Genomic DNA, 18,037 nt, shown 5'->3' with positions numbered 1-18,037 from the left:
CGGTCAACCTTTTCTGGCGTTGATCGCCGCATTTTTACCGACACGTCGCCCCATCACAAGGCAGTTGGTCATGCTCGCGCCGCCCAGTCGGTCAGTGCCGAAGATCCCGCCAGCGATTTCTCCTGCCACGAAGAGCCCCGGCATCGGCAGCCCTTGCACCGACAAAACACGCGCGTGCTCATCCGTGCGGATGCCGTCAAGCGTCGTGTGTATGTAGATTGACTCCTTGCCGAAGTAAAAAGGCGGCTGTTCGATGCGCTGAGAAAAGATCGTCTTCCCGGTGGCCTCGTCGTACCCCTTATCCACGCTCTTGTTGTAGGTCTCGATCGTCTTTTTGAGAACCGGGGAGGGGACGTGCATACGGCTAGCCATCTCTTCGATGGTGTCGGCTTTATAGACAATGCCGTTGATGAGCTTCAGCCCCAGCATGGCGCCCTTGTGCGATCGGGCGTCCGTGATCACCCAGCAGCTGCGGTCGTCAAGGTCAAGCATCTTGTCGGTGATGACCTTCCAAGGAAGGGATTCGTTCACAAACCGTTCGCCGGCGGCATTCACATAGATGTCGCCGCCGTCGTAGTCCAGCAATCGACCGCCCCAGAAGGGCAGAAGCTGCAGGCCGAAGCCGTCGGTCACCGCGGCGCCCACGGCCTGTGCGGCGTCCAAAATCTCAGACGTCGCTCCGTCCCAGACGGTACCGTAAGGATTGGCGGTCGTGTGCACTTCGGCCGTCAGACGCGGATCAATTCGTGCGCAGCGCTTACGGTCTGCTGTAAAGCCTCCGGAAGCAATCACCAGGCTTTTCGCAACATAGGTCTTCGATGTTGTTTTGCCGCCGGCAGATTCCTTCACGTTCACGATCCAGCCGCCCGAAGAGATTCTTTCAAAGCCCACCACCTGGCTGTTGAGTCGGAATGCGGCACCGGCGTCTCTCACGCATCGCGCCATGGCTAGCACATAGCTGCGGCCTGCGGAGTTGCCGGGCATTGCAAAGCATCGCGGATGCAGACCTGACTTCGCGGTAAAAACCGGACCGAAAAAGACACCTGTGGATTCGAGCCACTTGAGAGCCGAATAGTCTTGTCGGTCGTCGGAGCAAAGATCTTCGGTCGACCTTCGCCAATCATGAGATTGCGAACCTTAACGGGTTTGACCTTGCCCTGAGTCCAGCCTTCGATGCGGTTCATCGTGTCAACCGGACGCTGTTTTGTGGAGAAGCGTTCAGTCGTGCTTGCCAAAGCGGGAAGGGAAGCGGAAGCTGCGGCGGCAACCGTAGAGCTCAGAAGGAATTTGCGACGATTCATTGTTGTTTCCTCTTTTTTTGTAATCAGGCGCCTGCCGAACATTGCAGGCGTCCTTCCTGAGCCGAATTTTCGAAAGAACTAGTTCGAACCGATACCCCCAAACGGGGGATAGGGATAAAAACAGAGGAAGAAGAGGGAAGCCGAATGGGCAGAGTGTGGAAACGGAACACAACAAAACGCGGCGAAGGTTGAATGAACACTTGCCGCAAGGATGAAAGTGCAAACTTCAGAAATGAAACTTTCGACGAATAGGTGGCAGCACTTTCTTCTCAGAAAGCGACAAAATTGCGAAAGGGGCAAATAATTGTCCCTTAGAACGAAGGGTTTCTACAAAATCATTTCGATGTATAGCAAGTGCCATTACTGGATCCTGCTGATTAGCTCTTGGAAGAAGTAGCCACAGCGTTTGACGAATAAACAATATGGAGGTGTAAAAGTCTGATATCTTAGGATTAAGAGTTTTGATTTTGTCTAGCGTCTCCACATTATCATCACATGAATCCTCCTTTCCGCTCAGGTCGAAAATGACAGGGACAGTGCAGTTTAACCATCTCTTAGGAAAAACTTTCTCAGGATTACTAATGATGCAGCAGTCTCGAATAGGGACCAAAGGAACTGCTTTCATTTTTATTTTCGCTTTGACAAAGTTGTCAGGAAGTGACATTTCCTTTAGAAAATTTTCGAAAGAAGATCGCGCATCAACGACCCAAAATAGATTTTTGTAAAAATTGTTACGTGATTGAAGCTCGCCTTCCGAGATTGAGGAATGTTGAAATTCGAGAACTAAATTAGTCGGAAGCTTGACGTCTGCAACATGCTTTTCGCCCGTTTTCTCATCGTGATGAACAACCTCCTGCCACTCGTCAGGGAATTCTGACTTCCATTGCCGATGCCATGGCGTTTCTGGCTTCCACTGAACAACGCAATTGCAATTAGGAAAGTGCGCCCAGTGTTTGATCCGATATTTCCCGCAACGAGAATAAACCTCTTGCATGCAGGCTGGACAAAGACCTCGTTGCCCGGACTTGGTTGCCCTAATTTTTTGGTTGTCAGCGTTGGAATTTAAGGGGAGAGCTAATAGCATAACAACTCCTGATTAATTTGTTCGAACCATCAAAGAACAAAATCAATCATATATCCCATAAATAAATAATTCAAGTTTCAAAACGAAAAATATTTATCGCAAATAAATTTTTGTTAAGATAACAAGGCTAAAAATTCTTACTGATCTAACCGAGTTAATTGTTCTCGCCAGCCTAACGCAGATAAGATTGCTTAGCTAAATAAATCATATAATTCTTCTTAAAAGGCTTACTTAACTAATTTCTTTTATAAGCCTAACCTCGCTAATTGTTCTTATTGATCTGAGGCGGCTAATTTTTCTTATATAAATAGAACCGCGGATCCTTCTTATCAGGCTAGCTCGACTAATCTGGCTTACAAGACAAACTCGTCGAGCAAACTGTACAGATACCCCCTGGCAACGGACCGCAGAGAAACTGAGGCCCAACATCTCTTCTTCTATCTGTCTAAAGATAGTGTGGTGAGTGGGTCCCTAGTTGTTCAACAGGTATGTCTCACATGTTCTTGACAAACTCCAGTCTTGCCAAGTGCCAGCCTTTCTTTGTTTCCTCAATGCCGAGCGCCTGATCTTGCCAGTCGTTGAAAAAGGACAAACCGATCTCGCCGGGATGAGTGTAGAAGACCCCCATCTTGTCTTGAAGCTTCTCGCAAAATCGAATTTCTTCAAGCGTCAGCAACGACGGAGAAAATTCAAGCTACGGAGAACAGATCTGAGCTTGTGTTGTTTTTTATCCTTGGGTTAACCCCCACCCCGAGGCCACTTTCTTTCATTGTTTTCTTGGTGCCCCGTATCTCCTGGTGACAAGATCGTGCCTGTCCGAACGGACTTCCGCCGGATTGAGCTTAAGTCTTTGCAAGAGTCCTTTAGCTCATGTTCCGATCCGGCGGTTTTTGCAAAAACCTATTTTTCCTTGCAGGTCTGAATAAGACTAGGAGATAAATCATGAAAAAGACTTTGGCTGCTGTTGCAGTTCTCGGAGCTTTCGCTGGCTCGACTCTCGCTGCTGACGTTCAGCTCTACGGTATTGTGGATACGGGTCTGGCTTATGTCCACGGCGACGCTGATGGTCTCGGCGAAGACTTCGACTCCTTCTCCATGGAATCCGGTCAGGGTTCTGGTTCCCGCTGGGGCATCAAGGGCACTGAAGACCTCGGCAATGGTCTGACGGTTGGCTTCATCCTTGAAGACGGCTTCAACTCCGACGACGGCTCTGAAAGCGGCGTTATGTTCAACCGTGAATCGAGCCTCTTCATTCAGGGCGGTTTCGGTAAGCTCGCCTTCGGCCGCATGGGCGCTCTCAACAACGGTCAGTCCTCCTGGTCCAAGATCGGCATGATCAATGCCTTCGGCACGTCCTATGGTGAATACACCGCCCGTGTTGAACGCGTTCTGACCACCGCCGCTCAGTGGGACAACATGATCGCCTACGAAACGCCTGATTTCGCCGGCTTTAAGGTCTACGCTCAGTACGGCATGGGTAACGCTGTTGACGACTACGACAGCGAAGAAAACGAATCCTCGAGCGATCGTTTCTACGCTATCGGCGCTACCTATAACAACGGTCCGTTCGCCGCATATTTGGCTGTTGACTCCATCAATTACGCGAGCTGGAGCCACGATGCTGACGGTTTGGGTAACGACGGCGGTAGCAAGGACGTTGACGACAGCTTGACCGTCACGTTGGGCGGCAGCTACGACTTCGAAGTCGTCAAGCTCTACCTCGGCGCTCAGTACTTCGATGAAATGAAGCTGTCCACCCTCGGCGGCATCATGGCTGACGTTGACGTAGCCTGGAACGGTGAGAAGATTAAGGGCTACGGCATTACCTTCTCCGGTGACGCTCCTCTCTGGGGCGACAAGGCTCTCTTCGGGCTCGGCTATGTTGACGCTGAGTCCGCCGACAGCTTCGAAGATACCAACAACGGCGCTTCCTTTGACTTCAAGCGCTATGTTGTGAGCGTTGGCTACGACTACCCGTTCAGCAAGCGCACGGACGTCTACGCTGTCGCTTCCTATATGCAGGATCAGTGGGAAACCACGACCGCTCAAGGTGCCACCGGACGTGATGCAGATCCCTCTGCGTACTCCGTTATCGTCGGCCTGCGTCACCGCTTCTAATCTGACCCTCTTTATTTAAGAGAGACATTGATTAGCCAAACCCGCTTCGACTTCGGTTGAGGCGGGTTTTCTGCTGTTCGGCGCCAATTCAAGACCGCAACAAAACACCCTTTTGTTGCCTGAGTGTTTTTACCTATTTTTTCTCCGTCAAAAATTCAAACTCAGGCGTAGACTCAAATTGATTGAGACCCATAAGAATCGCTTAAGGCTTCCACAAAAAACCTGCACGATTCTTGTTCGCCTCAGACATTTCGATTCGTTTGCTCAACTTCAGATAGGAGAGAGGAAAGATGAGTATTCGCAAGGTTTGTGCGGCGTGTCTGACTGCGATGTTTGCTGCCGGCGCAGCAACGGCTCTGCAAGCAGCCGAACCAGCCAAGACGGCTCCGTCGACGTTCAAGCCCGGTACCTACACGGCTACCGTCAACGGCCACAATGCTCCGGTCACGGTGAAGGTCACGGTCAGCAAGAACCGCATCGAAAAGATCGACACCTCCAAGAATCTTGAAACGATTGGTGTTGGCCAGGTTGCTCTTAAACTGATGACCGACAAGATCATCAAGTACCAGTCGCTGGGCGTTGATGCAATTACCGGCGCTTCGATTTCGAGCTTTGCCGTTTTGAGCGGTGTTGAAAAGTGCCTGGAACAGGCCGGCGGCAATATGGACAAGCTCGGCGAACAGGTTGAAAAACATCCTGCCGGCACAAAGACCTATGACGCCGATGTCGTCGTGATCGGCGGCGGCGGTTCTGGTCTGGCAACCGCCATTGCCGCTTATCAGGCCGGTGCCAAGAAAGTGATCGTCATTGAAAAACTCGGCTATCTCGGCGGTTCGACCAACGTTTCCGAAGGTGCTCTGAACGCCGTTGACCCGAAGCGTCAAGGCAAGCAGGGCATTGAAGACAGCTTCGAGAAGTTCTATGACCAGACGATGAAGGGCGGCCACAACAAGGGCAATCCGGAACTCGTGAAGTATTTGACACAGAACTCCATGAAGTCGGTCGAATGGCTCGAAAGCATGGGCGTGAAGTTTAAGGACGAGATCGGCACGGCTACGGGCGCTCTCTGGCAGCGCAGCCACTATCCTGCCACTCCGTCCGGCAACACCTACATCCGCAGCTTCGAACAGGTCATCAAGGATACGAACGGCGCAATTCAAGTTCTGACGGATACGGCCGCCACCGACCTTCTGCAGGATAAGGGTCGCATCACGGGCGTGACCGCCAAGCACTTCGACCAGAAGGTAATCCTCAACGCCAAGGACGGCGTCGTGATCGCCACGGGCGGTTTCGGTGCCAACATCAAGTTCCGCCAGGAAGTCAACACGGGCGTTTGGAAGAGCGTCAAGCTTGACAACTCGATCGGCTGCACCAACATCCAGAAGGCCGCTCAGGGCGACGGTCTGATCATCGCCAAGAAGCACGGCGCCGACTTGATCAATCTGGACGACATCCAGATTCACCCGTGCGGCACGCCGGGTACCGGCCTGATGGAAAACATCCGTACGTCCGGCCGCAACCGCATCTTCGTGAACGTTGAAGGCGACCGCTTCGTCAATGAAGGCGCAGCACGCGACGTTCTCGCTGGAGCCATCTTTGCTCAGCCCAAGAGCACGTACTACGTCGTTGTTAACAAGGTTCGCTATCCGAGCCGCGACTGGGTTGACGCCAACGGCGCCACGATCCGCGACATGGTTGCTCTCGGCTCTGTTGTAGAAGCCAACACGCTTGAAGAACTTGCCAAGAAGACCGGCATGAATCCCGCCAAGTTGAAGGCCAGCGTCGACAACTACAACAAGATCGTCAAGGGCGAGATGAAGGATCCGCTGGGCTTCCAGGCCAACAACAAGGCTGACACAACCTTGACGGAAGGTCCCTGGTACGCCTGCAAGAAGGTGCCGACCGTTCACCACACGATGGGCGGCATCAAGATCAACGTCAACGCTCAGGTCATTGACGTCAACGGCAAGGTCATTCCGGGTCTGTACGCTGCCGGTGAAGTCACGGGCGGCATTCACGGCTCCAACCGTCTTGGCGGCAACGCCATTGCCGACATCATGACGTTCGGCCGCGCGGCAGGTACCAATGTCGTGAAGATGAAGTAACGCAAAATCGGCACTCGCTCGCCGTTACGGCGAGCGTTCCGAAAACCGGCAAGAACTCAAAGAGAAATTTCCTCGAGAGTTCGAGCCGGTTTCTTTTTCGCTCTTATCGCTGGTCATAAGGCAAACGGTCTAGGGCATTTGCCTCAAGACAAGTGAAATAGCCGCTCCTAAAATCGCCAAGATAGGCTATGAGCCGAGAATAAGCATCAAGCGAACACATAGAACAATGAGAGCTTGAAAAGACAATGGGAGATAAAAATATGAAAGCGCTTGCCGCCTTAAGCCAATTTGTCAATAAAACATTTGCCCTGTGGGTGCTTGTCTTTGCGGCAATCGCCTACGCCGCACCCGATCCATTTAAACCGCTGGCCGGTTGGATTTCTCCGCTTTTGGGTTTGGTGATGTTCGGCATGGGTCTGACCCTTTCGGTCAATGACTTCAAACTGGTGCTCTCAAAACCCGTGGATGTGTTGATCGGCATCCTCGCCCAGTTCATCATCATGCCGACGCTTGCTTATCTGCTTTGCATCGTGCTGCAACTGCCGGCCGAAATCGCCGTAGGCGTGATCCTCGTTGGCTGCTGCCCGGGCGGAACCTCTTCCAACGTCATGACCTTCCTGGCGCGCGGCGATACGGCGCTGTCGGTTACCATCACCAGCTGCACGACGCTTCTGGCGCCCATCGTAACCCCGGCTCTGATTTGGCTCTTTGCACATCAGTGGATTGAAATCGACCCGCTGGGCATGTTCTGGTCAATCTGCCAAATCGTTCTGATTCCGATTGCCATCGGCGTGGCGATTCATACGATTCTCGGCCAGGACCGCGTGGCCGTGGCCGCAACCTGCCTGCCGCTCATTTCCGTGGTGTCGATTGTTCTGATTGTGATGGCCGTCGTTGCCGTCAGCCAGCCCAATATCGCCAAGAGCGGTCCGCTGGTGTTTGCCGTGGTTGTTCTTCACAACGGTCTGGGCTACGTAGTGGGTTATCTCGCCGCCAAGCTCTTTAAGATGAATCTGGCCAAGAGAAAGTGCTTGGCCATCGAAGTCGGCATGCAGAACTCGGGCCTTGGCGTGGCGCTTGCGACCGTACACTTTGCCACGATGCCGCTAGCCGCTCTGCCTTCGGCCATCTTCAGCTTCTGGCACAACATTTCCGGCCCGATCGTCGCAACGATTTTCCACCGTTGGACGGAAGAGAACACGAAGTCGTAGTGCTCTGAGCAACACCGGAAGTTAAAAAAATGCCGGCGAGCTTTTTAGCTTTGCCGGCATTTTCTATTGTCAGTGCGATTGAGCGGTCGCCGCTTTGGGCGGAATCACACCGCCTCGGAATAACCCAAGGAGTGTACCGACGGCTGCCGCGAACCAGACGGTCAGGAGCAGAGCCATCAGACCATAGGCAATCATGCCGAGAAGTTCTAGGTTCGCAAGGCTCGAAAGTCGAATGCTCAACACGGTCATCGAGCCGATCGGAAAGACGAACGCCCACCAGGAAAGCGCAAAGGGCAATTTGCCTTGCAGCGCGTTGCGAACGGTCATGGCCAAAGCCAAAAGAAGCCACCAAAGCGAGGCCCCCATAAAGCCCATCGCGACCAACAAGCCGTAGCTCATCGCGGCTTCGTTGCCTGCGGCGTGCAAAAGCGACAAAAGACTCAGCGGAATCACACCGAGCGGAGCCAGATGCACCCACAGCGTCGGAGTCATCTTGCCTTCGATGGCGGGCATCAGGAAATGGCGTGCCATAGTGATGGCCACCAGTGCGATGTACATGAAGAACCCTGCACCCATGCCGAGCATGTTGACGCCGAAATATACCTCGCGCATCAGGCCTTGCGCCTGAGCTGCGAGGCCGGCACCGGCCACCGGAATCACCACGAGACCCACCGCCGGGATGAAATGCGCGGGCGTGACCATCTGAAGCTTCAGGCGATCAAGCGTAAAAAGCCGAAAGAGAATCAAGTAGCTTGCGGCAAAGGTGCCGATGGCGCCGGTCCACCACAGCAAAGCGACCCAATCGGGATCAATGCCGCGCATGCTCCATTGACCTGCCATAACCAATAACGCGATAGGGAAGGTCGCGTAGAAACTTCCCTCGACGGGGTGCGAGATCGTTTCAAAGACCGCGCGAGGGTAGATGAGAATGCGCAGCACGGCGGCGAAACCGAGCACCAACAGCATCGCAATCGCTGTGTAGTGAAGAGCGTCGGCAATCCACACCGCTGAGGTTCCCGCAAAAAGAAGCTGAGCGGCCAGACTGGCCACCGACGTTCCCATGACGGAGGCAAACCATCCCGGGGCCATTGTTTTGACAAAGTGCATCGTTAACTTTCCTCAGAATCGGTTGAAACAGTCAACAACTCGGGCGATGAAGCCTTCCAGTCCTGTACGCCGTCGGAGAGCACATAAAGCGTCTTACCGTGTTTGGCAAAGATTTCCTGAGCCTGCCGCGCCAGAAAGCAGTAGGGACTGCGGCAGTAGGCGGCAGCGGGAGTTTCCGAATCCAGTTTTGTAATGGTCTCGGAAAGACTTGCCAGCGGCATGCTCAGGGCGCCGGCCAGATGTCCGCTTTGGAACTCTTCGAGCGGACGCACGTCAATGAGCTGAAGTTTTCCCTGCTGTGCAAGCGCCAGACCTTCGGACAGCGAGAGTTCATCCTTGACGTCCGTTTGCGGAGCCCCAAGAAGTGTCTCGGCCGTCGTGCGAAGCAGCACCGCCAGTTGCAAGACTTCCTGACAGCGCACGGCGTACCAACGGAAACGCCCTTTGCGCTCGACCGTCAAAAGACCGCATTCGACCAACACCTGAAGATGCTGGCTCACGCTTCTGATGTCGGTCTGCAAAAGGGAGGCAATCGTCTCGACGCTTCTAGGAGCCTGCGCCAGGATCTCGATGATCTCCAGACGCGTCTGCTGACCTAACGCGCGGCTCAAGCGCCCCACTTGCGCGTACAAGGCATGCTTCTGAGCAAGATATTCAGACATAGAAAAACTCGATCGTCGTGAAGTTGTTTTCCGTCAATCTACAGAACGTTGGAATGTTGGGCAATACACTTACAAAACAATGAGTTACTCAAGTAACGGAAAGCATCTTAAGGGATACTTCAGATTGGCCGATCGGCGCCATACTCATCAATTTATGAGTGCCCAACATAGAAAATATCTATTGAGCCGATGATCAAAAAAAGAACAACGATGGGTACTCCTTCGGGATAGAGCCCAAAGTTCGGCGGATCGGGGCATCAATGAAGAAAGAGGAGGGAAACGGGAATCGTTTTTATCGGCAAAAGAAGTAGAGCGACTCCGCATAACGGATTAGGGAAGACATTCGGGAGCCGTTCCACAGAGGGAGAGACAGAAAGGAAACGAACGTTAACAATGGCTCAAACCTTGGCGAAAGGCTCTCACAAGAGGGCATTCGCCGGAGTCAAAAGCTTTTTGTTTTTTCCACTAGGAGAGCCCCCATGAACGAGTTCCTCGGACTCTACCCGGCCTGGCTTGAGCCCGGCATCGGTGCGGGATGGGTGATCGGCTTCATCGCCACGATCCACGTGCTGTTTTCGCACGCTTCGGTCGGTGCCGCGCTTGTCTTTGCGTGGCTTGCACGACGTGCGGTGACGGCCAACCAGCCCCAGCACCTTGACTTTATCCGCAAATACGGCGCCTTCCTGCTGATCTTCAGCTACGTGCTCGGCTCGGTCACCGGCCCCGGCATCTGGTTTGCCGCCACAATCGCCAATCCCCGCGGCATTTCGGCGCTGATTCACAACTTCGTCTGGCTCTGGGCCACCGAATGGGTGTTCTTCCTGATCGAAGTCGCCGGCGTCTATCTGCTCGTGTACCTCGCAGGCCGCGTGCCCATCAAAACCTATCTGCGCTACTGCACGATCTTTGCCCTCTCGAGCGTCGGCACGCTTCTCATCATCGTGGGCATTCTCTCGTTCATGCTCTGGCCCGGTCAGGATTCGTGGTACCAAACGGGCGGGGTGCTCTCGGCCTTCTTCGGAGAATCGATGTTCGCGCAGCTCTCGGCCCGGTTCTTCTTCATGCTCACCATCACCGGCGTCGTGGGCGGCTTTGCAGCAGCCAAGACCGCGGATCCGGCAGAAAAGAGCTACATCGCGCGCACGCTCTCTGGTCTGGGCGCTATGGGCGCCGTGTTGGGTACTGCGAGCCTCTACTGGTTTGCCTCGACTTTGACGTCGGACGCCACCATCGTTTCGGCTACGCGCATGCCCGAAAGTTTTGCCGCGATGATGTGGGCAGCTCTCGCGGTCACACTCGTGTACTTTGCGCTCACCGCCTGGCGACCGTCCGTAATGAATCTTCCGCTGACCGTCGCCGCCACGCTCGTTATCCTCGTGCTGGGACTTGCACCGAGTGAGACGGCCCGTGAAATCGTTCGCAAGCCCTGGGTGGCCGGCCGCTTTGTCTATGCCAACCAGATCATCGGACGCGACGTACCGGCACTGGAAGTTAAGAGCGAATTGCCGGTTCTCTCCAAAAACGGGTTCCTTGCAACGCACCCGTTTATACCGGAGAACCTTCGCAAACCCGAAAGCAAGTGGGAGCGTCTGGAAGCAGGCCGCCTGATTTCGATTGCCGCCTGCTCGAGCTGCCATTCGCTCACCGACACTGGCATCCGACCGATCGCCAAGTACTTCCCGGCAGAGGCCGACGCTGCCGGCATCAAGGACTGGCTCTCGGCAGGGCTCTACCGCGGCCACATCGTCTACATGCCGCCGCTGCCCTTGCCTGAACTCGATCGCGACGTGATGAGCGAATTCCTCGCCGAAATCATCGCCGTTCAGAAAACCGATCCGCAACGGGCCGCGAATTACGCCGTCAAAGGCTTTCCGAAGGACTCCGTGGGAGGTAAGTAATCATGAATGAAAATCTGACGACTGCCGCTGCCGCCATGACCGCAGCTCTGGCCGACCCCGCGGGCGCGCCCTCGCATCCGGCCATCTTTCTGGTGTTGGGCGTCGTGACCTTTGCGCTTCACATCGCTGCCGTGTCGATTCTGCTCGGCAGCACCGGTCTGGCGCTCTTTGCCCGCTACAAGGCAACCGACTATTGGCTGCGTCTGGGTTCGACCATGGCCTTTACGGCCAAAGCCGCCACGGGAGCCGCAATTGTCCTGGGCGTCGCGCCGCTTCTTTTCGTGCAGGTCATCTTCGACCCGTTCTGGTACGCCTCCAGCATGCTCTCGGCCGTCTGGACTCTGGTGTTCCTGGGCTTGCTGATGATCGGTTATCTCGCGCTTTACCGCGTTCACTCGATCCTTCACACGCAAGGAGGAGAGAATAAGGGCCGAGGAGCCGTACTGTGGCTTGCCGTCGCTCTGGTGCTTTTTCTTGCCTGCGGCACACTCATGCACGTTCTCTCAAATCAGGCGCTCTTTCCGACGCACTGGCTTGAGTGGTATGCGCCCGAAGGTCAGGTCGACACGTCCGGCCGCGGTCTGCATTACGTACTGATCCCAAGACTGCTCTTTTTCTTTGCCTTGTCGCTGCCTGTTACGGCCGCCTGGATCTACGGCATGCGCCGCTGGGTGCTTTCCAAATCGCACCAGACCATGGAAGACGGGCTGTATTCCGACTTCTTGGAAAAGGTCGCCTTCGGCATGGGCCGCACGGGTGGCATTCTCGTGGTGCTGTTGGGCATCGTCTGGATGGCATGCCTGCCTTCCGAGCAGTCCTGGTTCCTGTTGTCGGCCTGGCCCTATGTTGGGCTGATCGGCGCACTCTTCTTCGTGGCAATGCCGTTCATCCAGAAGCGCCGGCGTCTGTGCACGACCTGCAACTACATGGCTTTCGTGATGACGATTGTCATGACGGTGCTGCTTGCCGCCGTACGTGAAGCGCTGCGCGTGGGCACGCTCCTTGAATCTGCCGGCTTCAACCCGATGAATCTGGCCGTGCATTGGGACGTTCCGAGTCTTGCCATCTTCTTTGTGACATTCCTTCTGGTGGGCGGAACGGCTCTGGCGTACATCTTCATTTCAGCCTGGAAAGCGGGACTTGCGACGGCGGGACAACCCGGCGCCGTCTGGACCCCGTCAGCAGGTCTGGAACGTCTGGGCTTCTGGGCCAGCACACTGCTGGGCCTTTGGATCGTCGGCTACTTCGTGGTCGGCTTCGCGGTTGTTTTGCAATAAGGGAGACGACACGATGCAAACCAAACAGCTGAAGTATCTGACTGTTGCGGCGGCCTCCGTACTCATTGTCTCGGTCGCCTACGCCGCCGACAAACCGGCAGAATCCACCAAAGAACCATCGGGCGCAACCTTTGCGCACACCTGCGCGGCCTGTCACGGCACCTACGGCTACTCCAACGACTCGGCGTTTCCGGGACTGGCCGGCATGGACCACCAAGTCTTTGTGCGGGAGATGAAACGATTCCGCTCCAAAGACCGTCCGAGCTCCATCATGAGTCACATTGCCGACGGTTACAACGATGCCGAACTCGAGCGCATGGCCGCGTTCTTTGCCGCTTTACCGAAGAAACCTGAGGGCAAGTCCGCACCCGAACAACCGAGCAAAGGGGAGACACCGTGATGTTTGATACCTTTAACACCAAGGGCCTTGCGGGCCGCAGTGCGACCTCGCTCTACACACGCCGCCGACTTCTGGCGACGGCAGCTGGCTTTGCCGCTGTCTCGATGCTGCCTGCCGCAGGCGCTCTAGCCAATGTCAAGAGCCTTGCCAAACACCGCGTTCTCATCGTAGGCGCCGGGGTGGGCGGCGCAACGGCAGCGCGTTATCTGAAGATGTGGCAGCCCGACGCCGACGTCACCATCATCGAACGAAATCCCGTGTTCATCCGTCACTACGGCAGTTCCGAACACCTCACCGGTGCGGTTTCGATGGCCGACCTCACAGTAAGCTATGAGGGCCTACGCGCGCACGGCGTCAAGATCGTGCAGGGTGTGGCGCAAGCGCTTGACCCCGTGAGAAAGGAAGTCGCCGCCACGGTCAACGGTTCGGTGCAAAAGTTCGGCTACGACTCTCTGCTCGTCTCGCCCGGTGTCGAGCTGCTCTACGACAAGATTGAAGGCTACAGCGCCCAAGTTGCCAACAGCACGATTCCCTCGGGCTGGATTGCGGGCGTACAGACCGAGATCCTGCGCCGACAGCTTCTTGCCATGCCCGACGGCGGCACCGTTGTGCTCGTTGCGCCCCCGAATCCGTACCGCTGCCCGCCGGGGCCATACGAGCGCAGCGCTCTGATGACCGAATGGCTCGGTCACTACAAACCGCGCAGCCGCGTTGTGATCGTCGACCCGAAAAACGACTTCGTGACCGACGAGACGATGATTCTCGGCTGGAACCATCTCTACGGCTTTACACCGCCTCAGCCTTACTACGACAAGCTTGAAAAATTCATGGTCGAGCCCAAAGCCGACTGCAGGCTCGAGTGGATTCGTCAAAAGGACGGCGGAAAGCCGCTTTCCATTGATCCCGCTACCCGAACGGTCACGGCTGAAGGCGGAAAGATCAAGGCGGACGTCTTGAATATCGTTCCGCCGATGCGTGCGGCCAACGTAGCACGAGCCTTTGGGCTCACGAATGACTCCGGGTTCTGTCCGATTGATCGCCGCACCTTCGAGTCGACAAAAATTCCCGACGTATATGTGTTGGGCGACGCCTCAATTGCAGACGCCATGCCCAAGTCCGGATATTCGGCCAACACGCAGGCAAAGGTCTGCGTACGTGCTCTCATCGGCAAGGTCACGCAGACCGGCATTCCGGAACCGGCGTGGTCCAACACCTGTTATGCGCTTGCGGGCGACGACTGGGGGCTTTTCGTGGCCGACACGTTCCGTATCGTCGACGGCAAGATTGCTCGCACCAACACAAGGGCGCGCTATCAGGATCTCAGCGCCTCGCGTGAAGAACGCATGGTCGCCTCACGCTACTTGAGAGCCTGGATGCGCAGCATCACGGCCGACGCATTCGGTTAGGAGAACACACGATGAAGACTTTGAAATATCTTGCCGCAGCCGGTCTTCTTGCGGCAGCCGCCGCAGCCGTTGCCGCAGAAGGTAGCCCGGTGATCTCCGAGCAGGCGGGCGCGAAAAATTCGACAGTGACGGCAGACGTCACCGTACAGGCGCCGGCCCCCGCTGTCAAACAAAAGACAGCACTTTCGCCCGAGGAGTGGCAGCGAGTATCAGCGGCCATGCCCAAAGCCGAAGTCATAAACGGCTTTGCCGTGCACAGCAAGCAGTTCTGCGCAAGCTGTCACGGCAAGGAAGGCATTGCCGATACGCCCAACTGGCCGGATGTGGCAGGCCAACCGTATGCCGTCACCGTCAAGGCTCTTTTAGACTATCGCGACGGTCGGCGCAAGGGAACGCCCGCGTCCGACCTGATGTCGGCGGCCGCCGCCAAGCTCACCGATCAGCAGATTGCCGACGTGGCGGCGCTTTACGAATACCTTCCGGGACGCAACGCCAAGAAAGCGGCGCCGACCACACCCGCACCGGAACTTGTCAATTCGGGCGACGCCTCGCGCTACATCACCCCGTGCGCTGCTTGTCACGGCATTGATGCCCGCGGCAACAACAACGGACTGGTGCCGGTGCTCCACGGTCAGCAAGCGACTGTACTTGCCGCCGCACTCAAGGACTACCGCTCGGGTGCCCGACAGTCCGACATTCTCGGAGAAATGCGCGTCTTCAGTCGCAAGCTCACGGACGCCGAAATCGAGCAGCTGGCCAACTGGTACGCCGCTCAGCCGGGACGCGTCGGTCAGGAAGAAAAGAAGGGAGAAGGGGAGCCGTAACCGGTCAAAGGAACGGACTTAAGATCCTTTCGTTGAACAAAACCAAAGCCCGTGAGTGTTGTGCTTGCGGGCTTTGCGTCATCATGCAAAGCAGTCTCATTCTCGCCCATATACTTTGTACAATCTTTACATCAGTTTTTCTCGACCTGATGCCTAAAGAAGCTTGCAGCACGGTCCACCCAACCTTCGGCTGCCGTATTCGTCCCGAGACCAAAGAACAGCGGCTCGTCGAGCACGTCGCCGACGGTTGACTGCGGCGTGAAGGTACCGTTCGCAATATCACGAGCAATGGACATGGGGCCAAAAGAAGAAAAAGAGGCGGCAGCAAGGAACGTCAGAAGCTGCCGCCTGGAGCCAAGGTTATGCACCATGGTCAAACTCTTGGGATGGATGTCACTCACTCAGTCAACCGTTGCGTCGGTAAAACGACTGTTGTAGCGGTCGCATTGAATGGGCAAAGCGTCGAGCATGCGGTTGAGCTCGGTCATTTCCTCGTCCGTGAAGACCACATCGGCAGCTCCGACGTTTTCTTCCAGACGATGCAGTTTCGTAGTTCCCGGAATCGGCACGATCCACGGACGGCGCGCCAACACCCAAGCCAGAGCAATCTGAGATGGCGTTGCGTTCTTGGCCGTAGCCATATTGCGGATGAAATCAATGATGCCTTGGTGAGCCTTGATGTTTTCAGGATAGAACAACGGCAGATTGCGACGGAAGTCCGTTTCCACGAGCTTTTCGTTGGGATTGATCGTTCCGGTCAGGAACCCGCGCCCCAGCGGGCTGTAGGGAACGAAACCGATGTTGTGCTTTTCGAGGACATCGAAGACACCGTTTTCTTCGGACTCGCGGAAGATCCATCGAAAATTCGTTTTCAACCGCTGCAAGCGGGCAAACAGCCTGTGCACGCTCAATCGTCTTGGTGCCGACCTCTGAGAGTCCCCAGCCGCGGATCTTGCCTTCGGCAATGAACTTGCCCATGGTCTCGGCTACGTCTTCCACAGGCACCTTCGGATCGACGCGGTGCAGATAATAAATGTCCACGTAGTCGGTTCGAAGACGCTTTAACGATCCTTCGAGCGACTTTCTCAGAGTCTCGGCTCGTGCGTCCAAAATCAGATTGCCGTCGGCAGCAAAGGCGATGCCGCATTTTGTGGCGATGCTGACTTTATCGCGCAAACCGTCGAGCGCCTTTCCGACGAGCTCTTCGTTGATGTATGGACCGTAGCTTTCGGCGGTGTCGAAAAGCGTCACGCCCATATCCACTGCCTTATGGATGAGCTCGATCATGTCCTTTTCGGGCGACGGACGACCGTAGCCGAAGTTCATGCTCATGCAGCCCAGGCCGATTTCCGAAACCGTGATGCCGCTTTGTCCGAGAATGCGTTGTTTCATTTCCATGTCCACCAAAATGAGTTTTTGACAGGAGAAATCGTATTGAGCGGCCCGGTCGTTCTTTTGCCGAAAGTCCGCTCGTTTTTGCCAATTCCTGCCGTTTCGGTTTTCATCAGTGCTCTATGTGACGAGAGCACATCCACTCGATGATCTTCGGATCACGGTGCGAAAAGAACTGACTGGTGTTGGTATCCAATGCCGCAATGCGTTTCATGTCGTCCTCTTCAAGCTCGAAATCAAAAATGTTGAGGTTCTCGACCATGCGTTCGGGACGAACGGTTTTGGCAATGACAACAGCGCCAAGTTGGTGGACGTAACGCAACACGATCTGGCCCACCGTGCGTTCATAACGATGAGCAATGCTCTCAAGCGTCGGATGCGTGAACAAATTGTTTTTGCCCTCGGCAAAGGGTGCCCAGGCCACAGGCGTCGTGCCGAACTTATTCAGAATCGGAAGAGTTTCCTGCTGTTGACAGAAGGGATTGATCTCAATCTGATTGACATGGGGGCAAATGGCATTGTGATGCGCAAAATCAATGAAACGATCCGATGCGAAATTGCTCACGCCGATGGCTCGAAGAATCTTGTTCTGGTAGAAGCTTTGCATCGTGCGCCAGGCGCCGTAAACGTCACCCACCGGTTGGTGAATCAGATAAAGGTCGAGGTAATCGAGACCGAGCAAGTCGAGAGAGCGGTCAATGGCTCGGCGCGCACCTTCTTCGCTTGCATCCTCCACCCAAAGCTTGGTTGTGATGAAAAGTTCTCGACGATCCAACCCGCAAGCCTTGATGGCGTGACCGACGGCAGCTTCATTGCCGTAAGAAGCGGCGGTGTCAATGGCACGGTATCCGGCAGCAATCGCATCTTCTACGGCTTTCTGGCATTCCTTGAGGTCGCGAATTTGGTACACACCGAAAACGGCGGCCGGCATCAGTACGCCGTTGGAAAGCGAGACGTTTGGAATCCTAGACATTTGTTTTCTCCGAAGGCGGCAGACAGAAGAACAAGCAATTCCGCCGCCGAAGTGTTTCCGATGCCGATCATTCTCGGCCAGGAGATGGGAACTCAGCTACGGCAAAACAAACCGATCTTTTGCCTTTTTCTGCCTCGAAGGTGCTGAATCGTTAACGGACGGCCAATTACCTGAGGAAAACCGTCATCGGCAGTTTTAGGCAAAAATCAGAAATCAAGCGGCAAAGATTTGACCAAGGCAAGTGCGAGGATGCTCGTGAGGAAATATCTTTTGCCAAGG

The 18,037-nt window shown here is 55.3% G+C and carries 15 protein-coding genes and 1 pseudogene; 8 read left to right on the top strand and 8 right to left on the bottom strand.

Annotated features, from left to right (window positions below; translation table 11 throughout):
- Positions 1-3: 3 nt before the first annotated feature.
- The 3 genes from DW133_RS06580 to DW133_RS06570 all read right to left on the bottom strand — a co-directional run bounded on the left by DW133_RS06580 (position 4) and on the right by DW133_RS06570 (position 2,385).
- On the bottom strand, positions 4-984 hold the full coding sequence (locus DW133_RS06580) for an FAD-binding protein (RefSeq protein ID WP_118275853.1): 981 nt from the start codon (positions 982-984) through the stop codon (positions 4-6).
- Entirely contained in the window at positions 948-1,301 is a 354-nt protein-coding gene (locus tag DW133_RS10195; RefSeq protein WP_147408891.1) for a hypothetical protein, read from the bottom strand. Before DW133_RS10195 ends, DW133_RS06580 begins: the two co-directional genes overlap by 37 nt.
- Positions 1,302-1,527: 226 nt before the next feature.
- Positions 1,528-2,385, bottom strand: a complete 858-nt coding sequence (locus tag DW133_RS06570) for a competence protein CoiA (protein ID WP_118275851.1) — start codon at positions 2,383-2,385, stop codon at positions 1,528-1,530.
- Between the two features lie 942 nt (positions 2,386-3,327).
- Here DW133_RS06570 and DW133_RS06560 point away from each other — a divergent pair.
- The 3 genes from DW133_RS06560 (at position 3,328) to DW133_RS06550 (ending at position 7,819) form a co-directional block, all read left to right on the top strand.
- The gene (locus DW133_RS06560) at positions 3,328-4,503 is read left to right on the top strand and encodes a porin (RefSeq protein ID WP_118275849.1); all 1,176 of its coding nucleotides are present in this window, start codon (positions 3,328-3,330) and stop codon (positions 4,501-4,503) included.
- A gap of 329 nt (positions 4,504-4,832) precedes the next feature.
- On the top strand, positions 4,833-6,608 hold the full coding sequence (locus DW133_RS06555; protein WP_199588840.1) for a flavocytochrome c: 1,776 nt from the start codon (positions 4,833-4,835) through the stop codon (positions 6,606-6,608).
- Positions 6,609-6,868: 260 nt separating this feature from the next.
- On the top strand, positions 6,869-7,819 hold the full coding sequence (locus tag DW133_RS06550) for a bile acid:sodium symporter family protein (protein ID WP_118275847.1): 951 nt from the start codon (positions 6,869-6,871) through the stop codon (positions 7,817-7,819).
- 69 nt (positions 7,820-7,888) lie between these two features.
- On the opposite strand, the gene DW133_RS06545 is transcribed toward DW133_RS06550, so the two are convergent.
- Positions 7,889-8,926, bottom strand: a complete 1,038-nt coding sequence (locus DW133_RS06545) for a C4-dicarboxylate ABC transporter (RefSeq protein WP_118275846.1) — start codon at positions 8,924-8,926, stop codon at positions 7,889-7,891.
- A 2-nt stretch (positions 8,927-8,928) separates the two neighbouring features.
- A complete protein-coding gene (locus DW133_RS06540) occupies positions 8,929-9,588 on the bottom strand; it encodes a metalloregulator ArsR/SmtB family transcription factor (protein ID WP_118275845.1) in 660 nt (219 codons plus the stop codon).
- A gap of 479 nt (positions 9,589-10,067) precedes the next feature.
- Here DW133_RS06540 and DW133_RS06535 point away from each other — a divergent pair, with 479 nt between their 5' ends.
- From DW133_RS06535 to DW133_RS06515, 5 genes are read left to right on the top strand one after another with little or no spacing between them, the layout of a single operon-like run.
- A complete protein-coding gene (locus tag DW133_RS06535; protein WP_199588831.1) occupies positions 10,068-11,486 on the top strand; it encodes a cytochrome c in 1,419 nt (472 codons plus the stop codon).
- 2 nt (positions 11,487-11,488) lie between these two features.
- Positions 11,489-12,763 carry a hypothetical protein gene (locus DW133_RS06530; protein ID WP_118275844.1) on the top strand — a complete coding sequence of 425 codons (1,275 nt, stop codon included), beginning with the start codon at positions 11,489-11,491 and terminating at the stop codon, positions 12,761-12,763.
- Between the two features lie 13 nt (positions 12,764-12,776).
- Positions 12,777-13,163 carry a cytochrome C gene (locus tag DW133_RS06525; protein ID WP_118275843.1) on the top strand — a complete coding sequence of 129 codons (387 nt, stop codon included), beginning with the start codon at positions 12,777-12,779 and terminating at the stop codon, positions 13,161-13,163.
- Complete coding sequence (locus DW133_RS06520) at positions 13,163-14,569, top strand: NAD(P)/FAD-dependent oxidoreductase (protein WP_118275842.1); 1,407 nt, start codon at positions 13,163-13,165, stop codon at positions 14,567-14,569. The genes DW133_RS06525 and DW133_RS06520 overlap by 1 nt, the downstream gene beginning before the upstream one ends.
- Positions 14,570-14,580: 11 nt before the next feature.
- Complete coding sequence (locus tag DW133_RS06515) at positions 14,581-15,393, top strand: c-type cytochrome (protein WP_233542131.1); 813 nt, start codon at positions 14,581-14,583, stop codon at positions 15,391-15,393.
- Between the two features lie 131 nt (positions 15,394-15,524).
- On the opposite strand, the gene DW133_RS09995 is transcribed toward DW133_RS06515, so the two are convergent.
- The 3 genes and pseudogenes from DW133_RS09995 to DW133_RS06505 all read right to left on the bottom strand — a co-directional run bounded on the left by DW133_RS09995 (position 15,525) and on the right by DW133_RS06505 (position 17,749).
- Positions 15,525-15,764, bottom strand: coding sequence for a hypothetical protein (locus tag DW133_RS09995; protein ID WP_147408890.1), 240 nt, complete (start codon positions 15,762-15,764; stop codon positions 15,525-15,527).
- A 30-nt stretch (positions 15,765-15,794) separates the two neighbouring features.
- Positions 15,795-16,785 (bottom strand): annotated as a pseudogene (locus DW133_RS06510) (aldo/keto reductase).
- 112 nt (positions 16,786-16,897) lie between these two features.
- Entirely contained in the window at positions 16,898-17,749 is an 852-nt protein-coding gene (locus tag DW133_RS06505; protein WP_199588838.1) for an aldo/keto reductase, read from the bottom strand.
- Positions 17,750-18,037: the final 288 nt, after the last annotated feature.

It is taken from the genome of Sutterella sp. AM11-39, from assembly GCF_003472385.1.
Lineage (GTDB): Bacteria > Pseudomonadota > Gammaproteobacteria > Burkholderiales > Burkholderiaceae_F > Duodenibacillus > Duodenibacillus intestinigallinarum.
The sequence above is the reverse complement of the archived record's forward strand: the minus strand, read 5'-3'. Positions and strand labels throughout refer to the sequence as shown.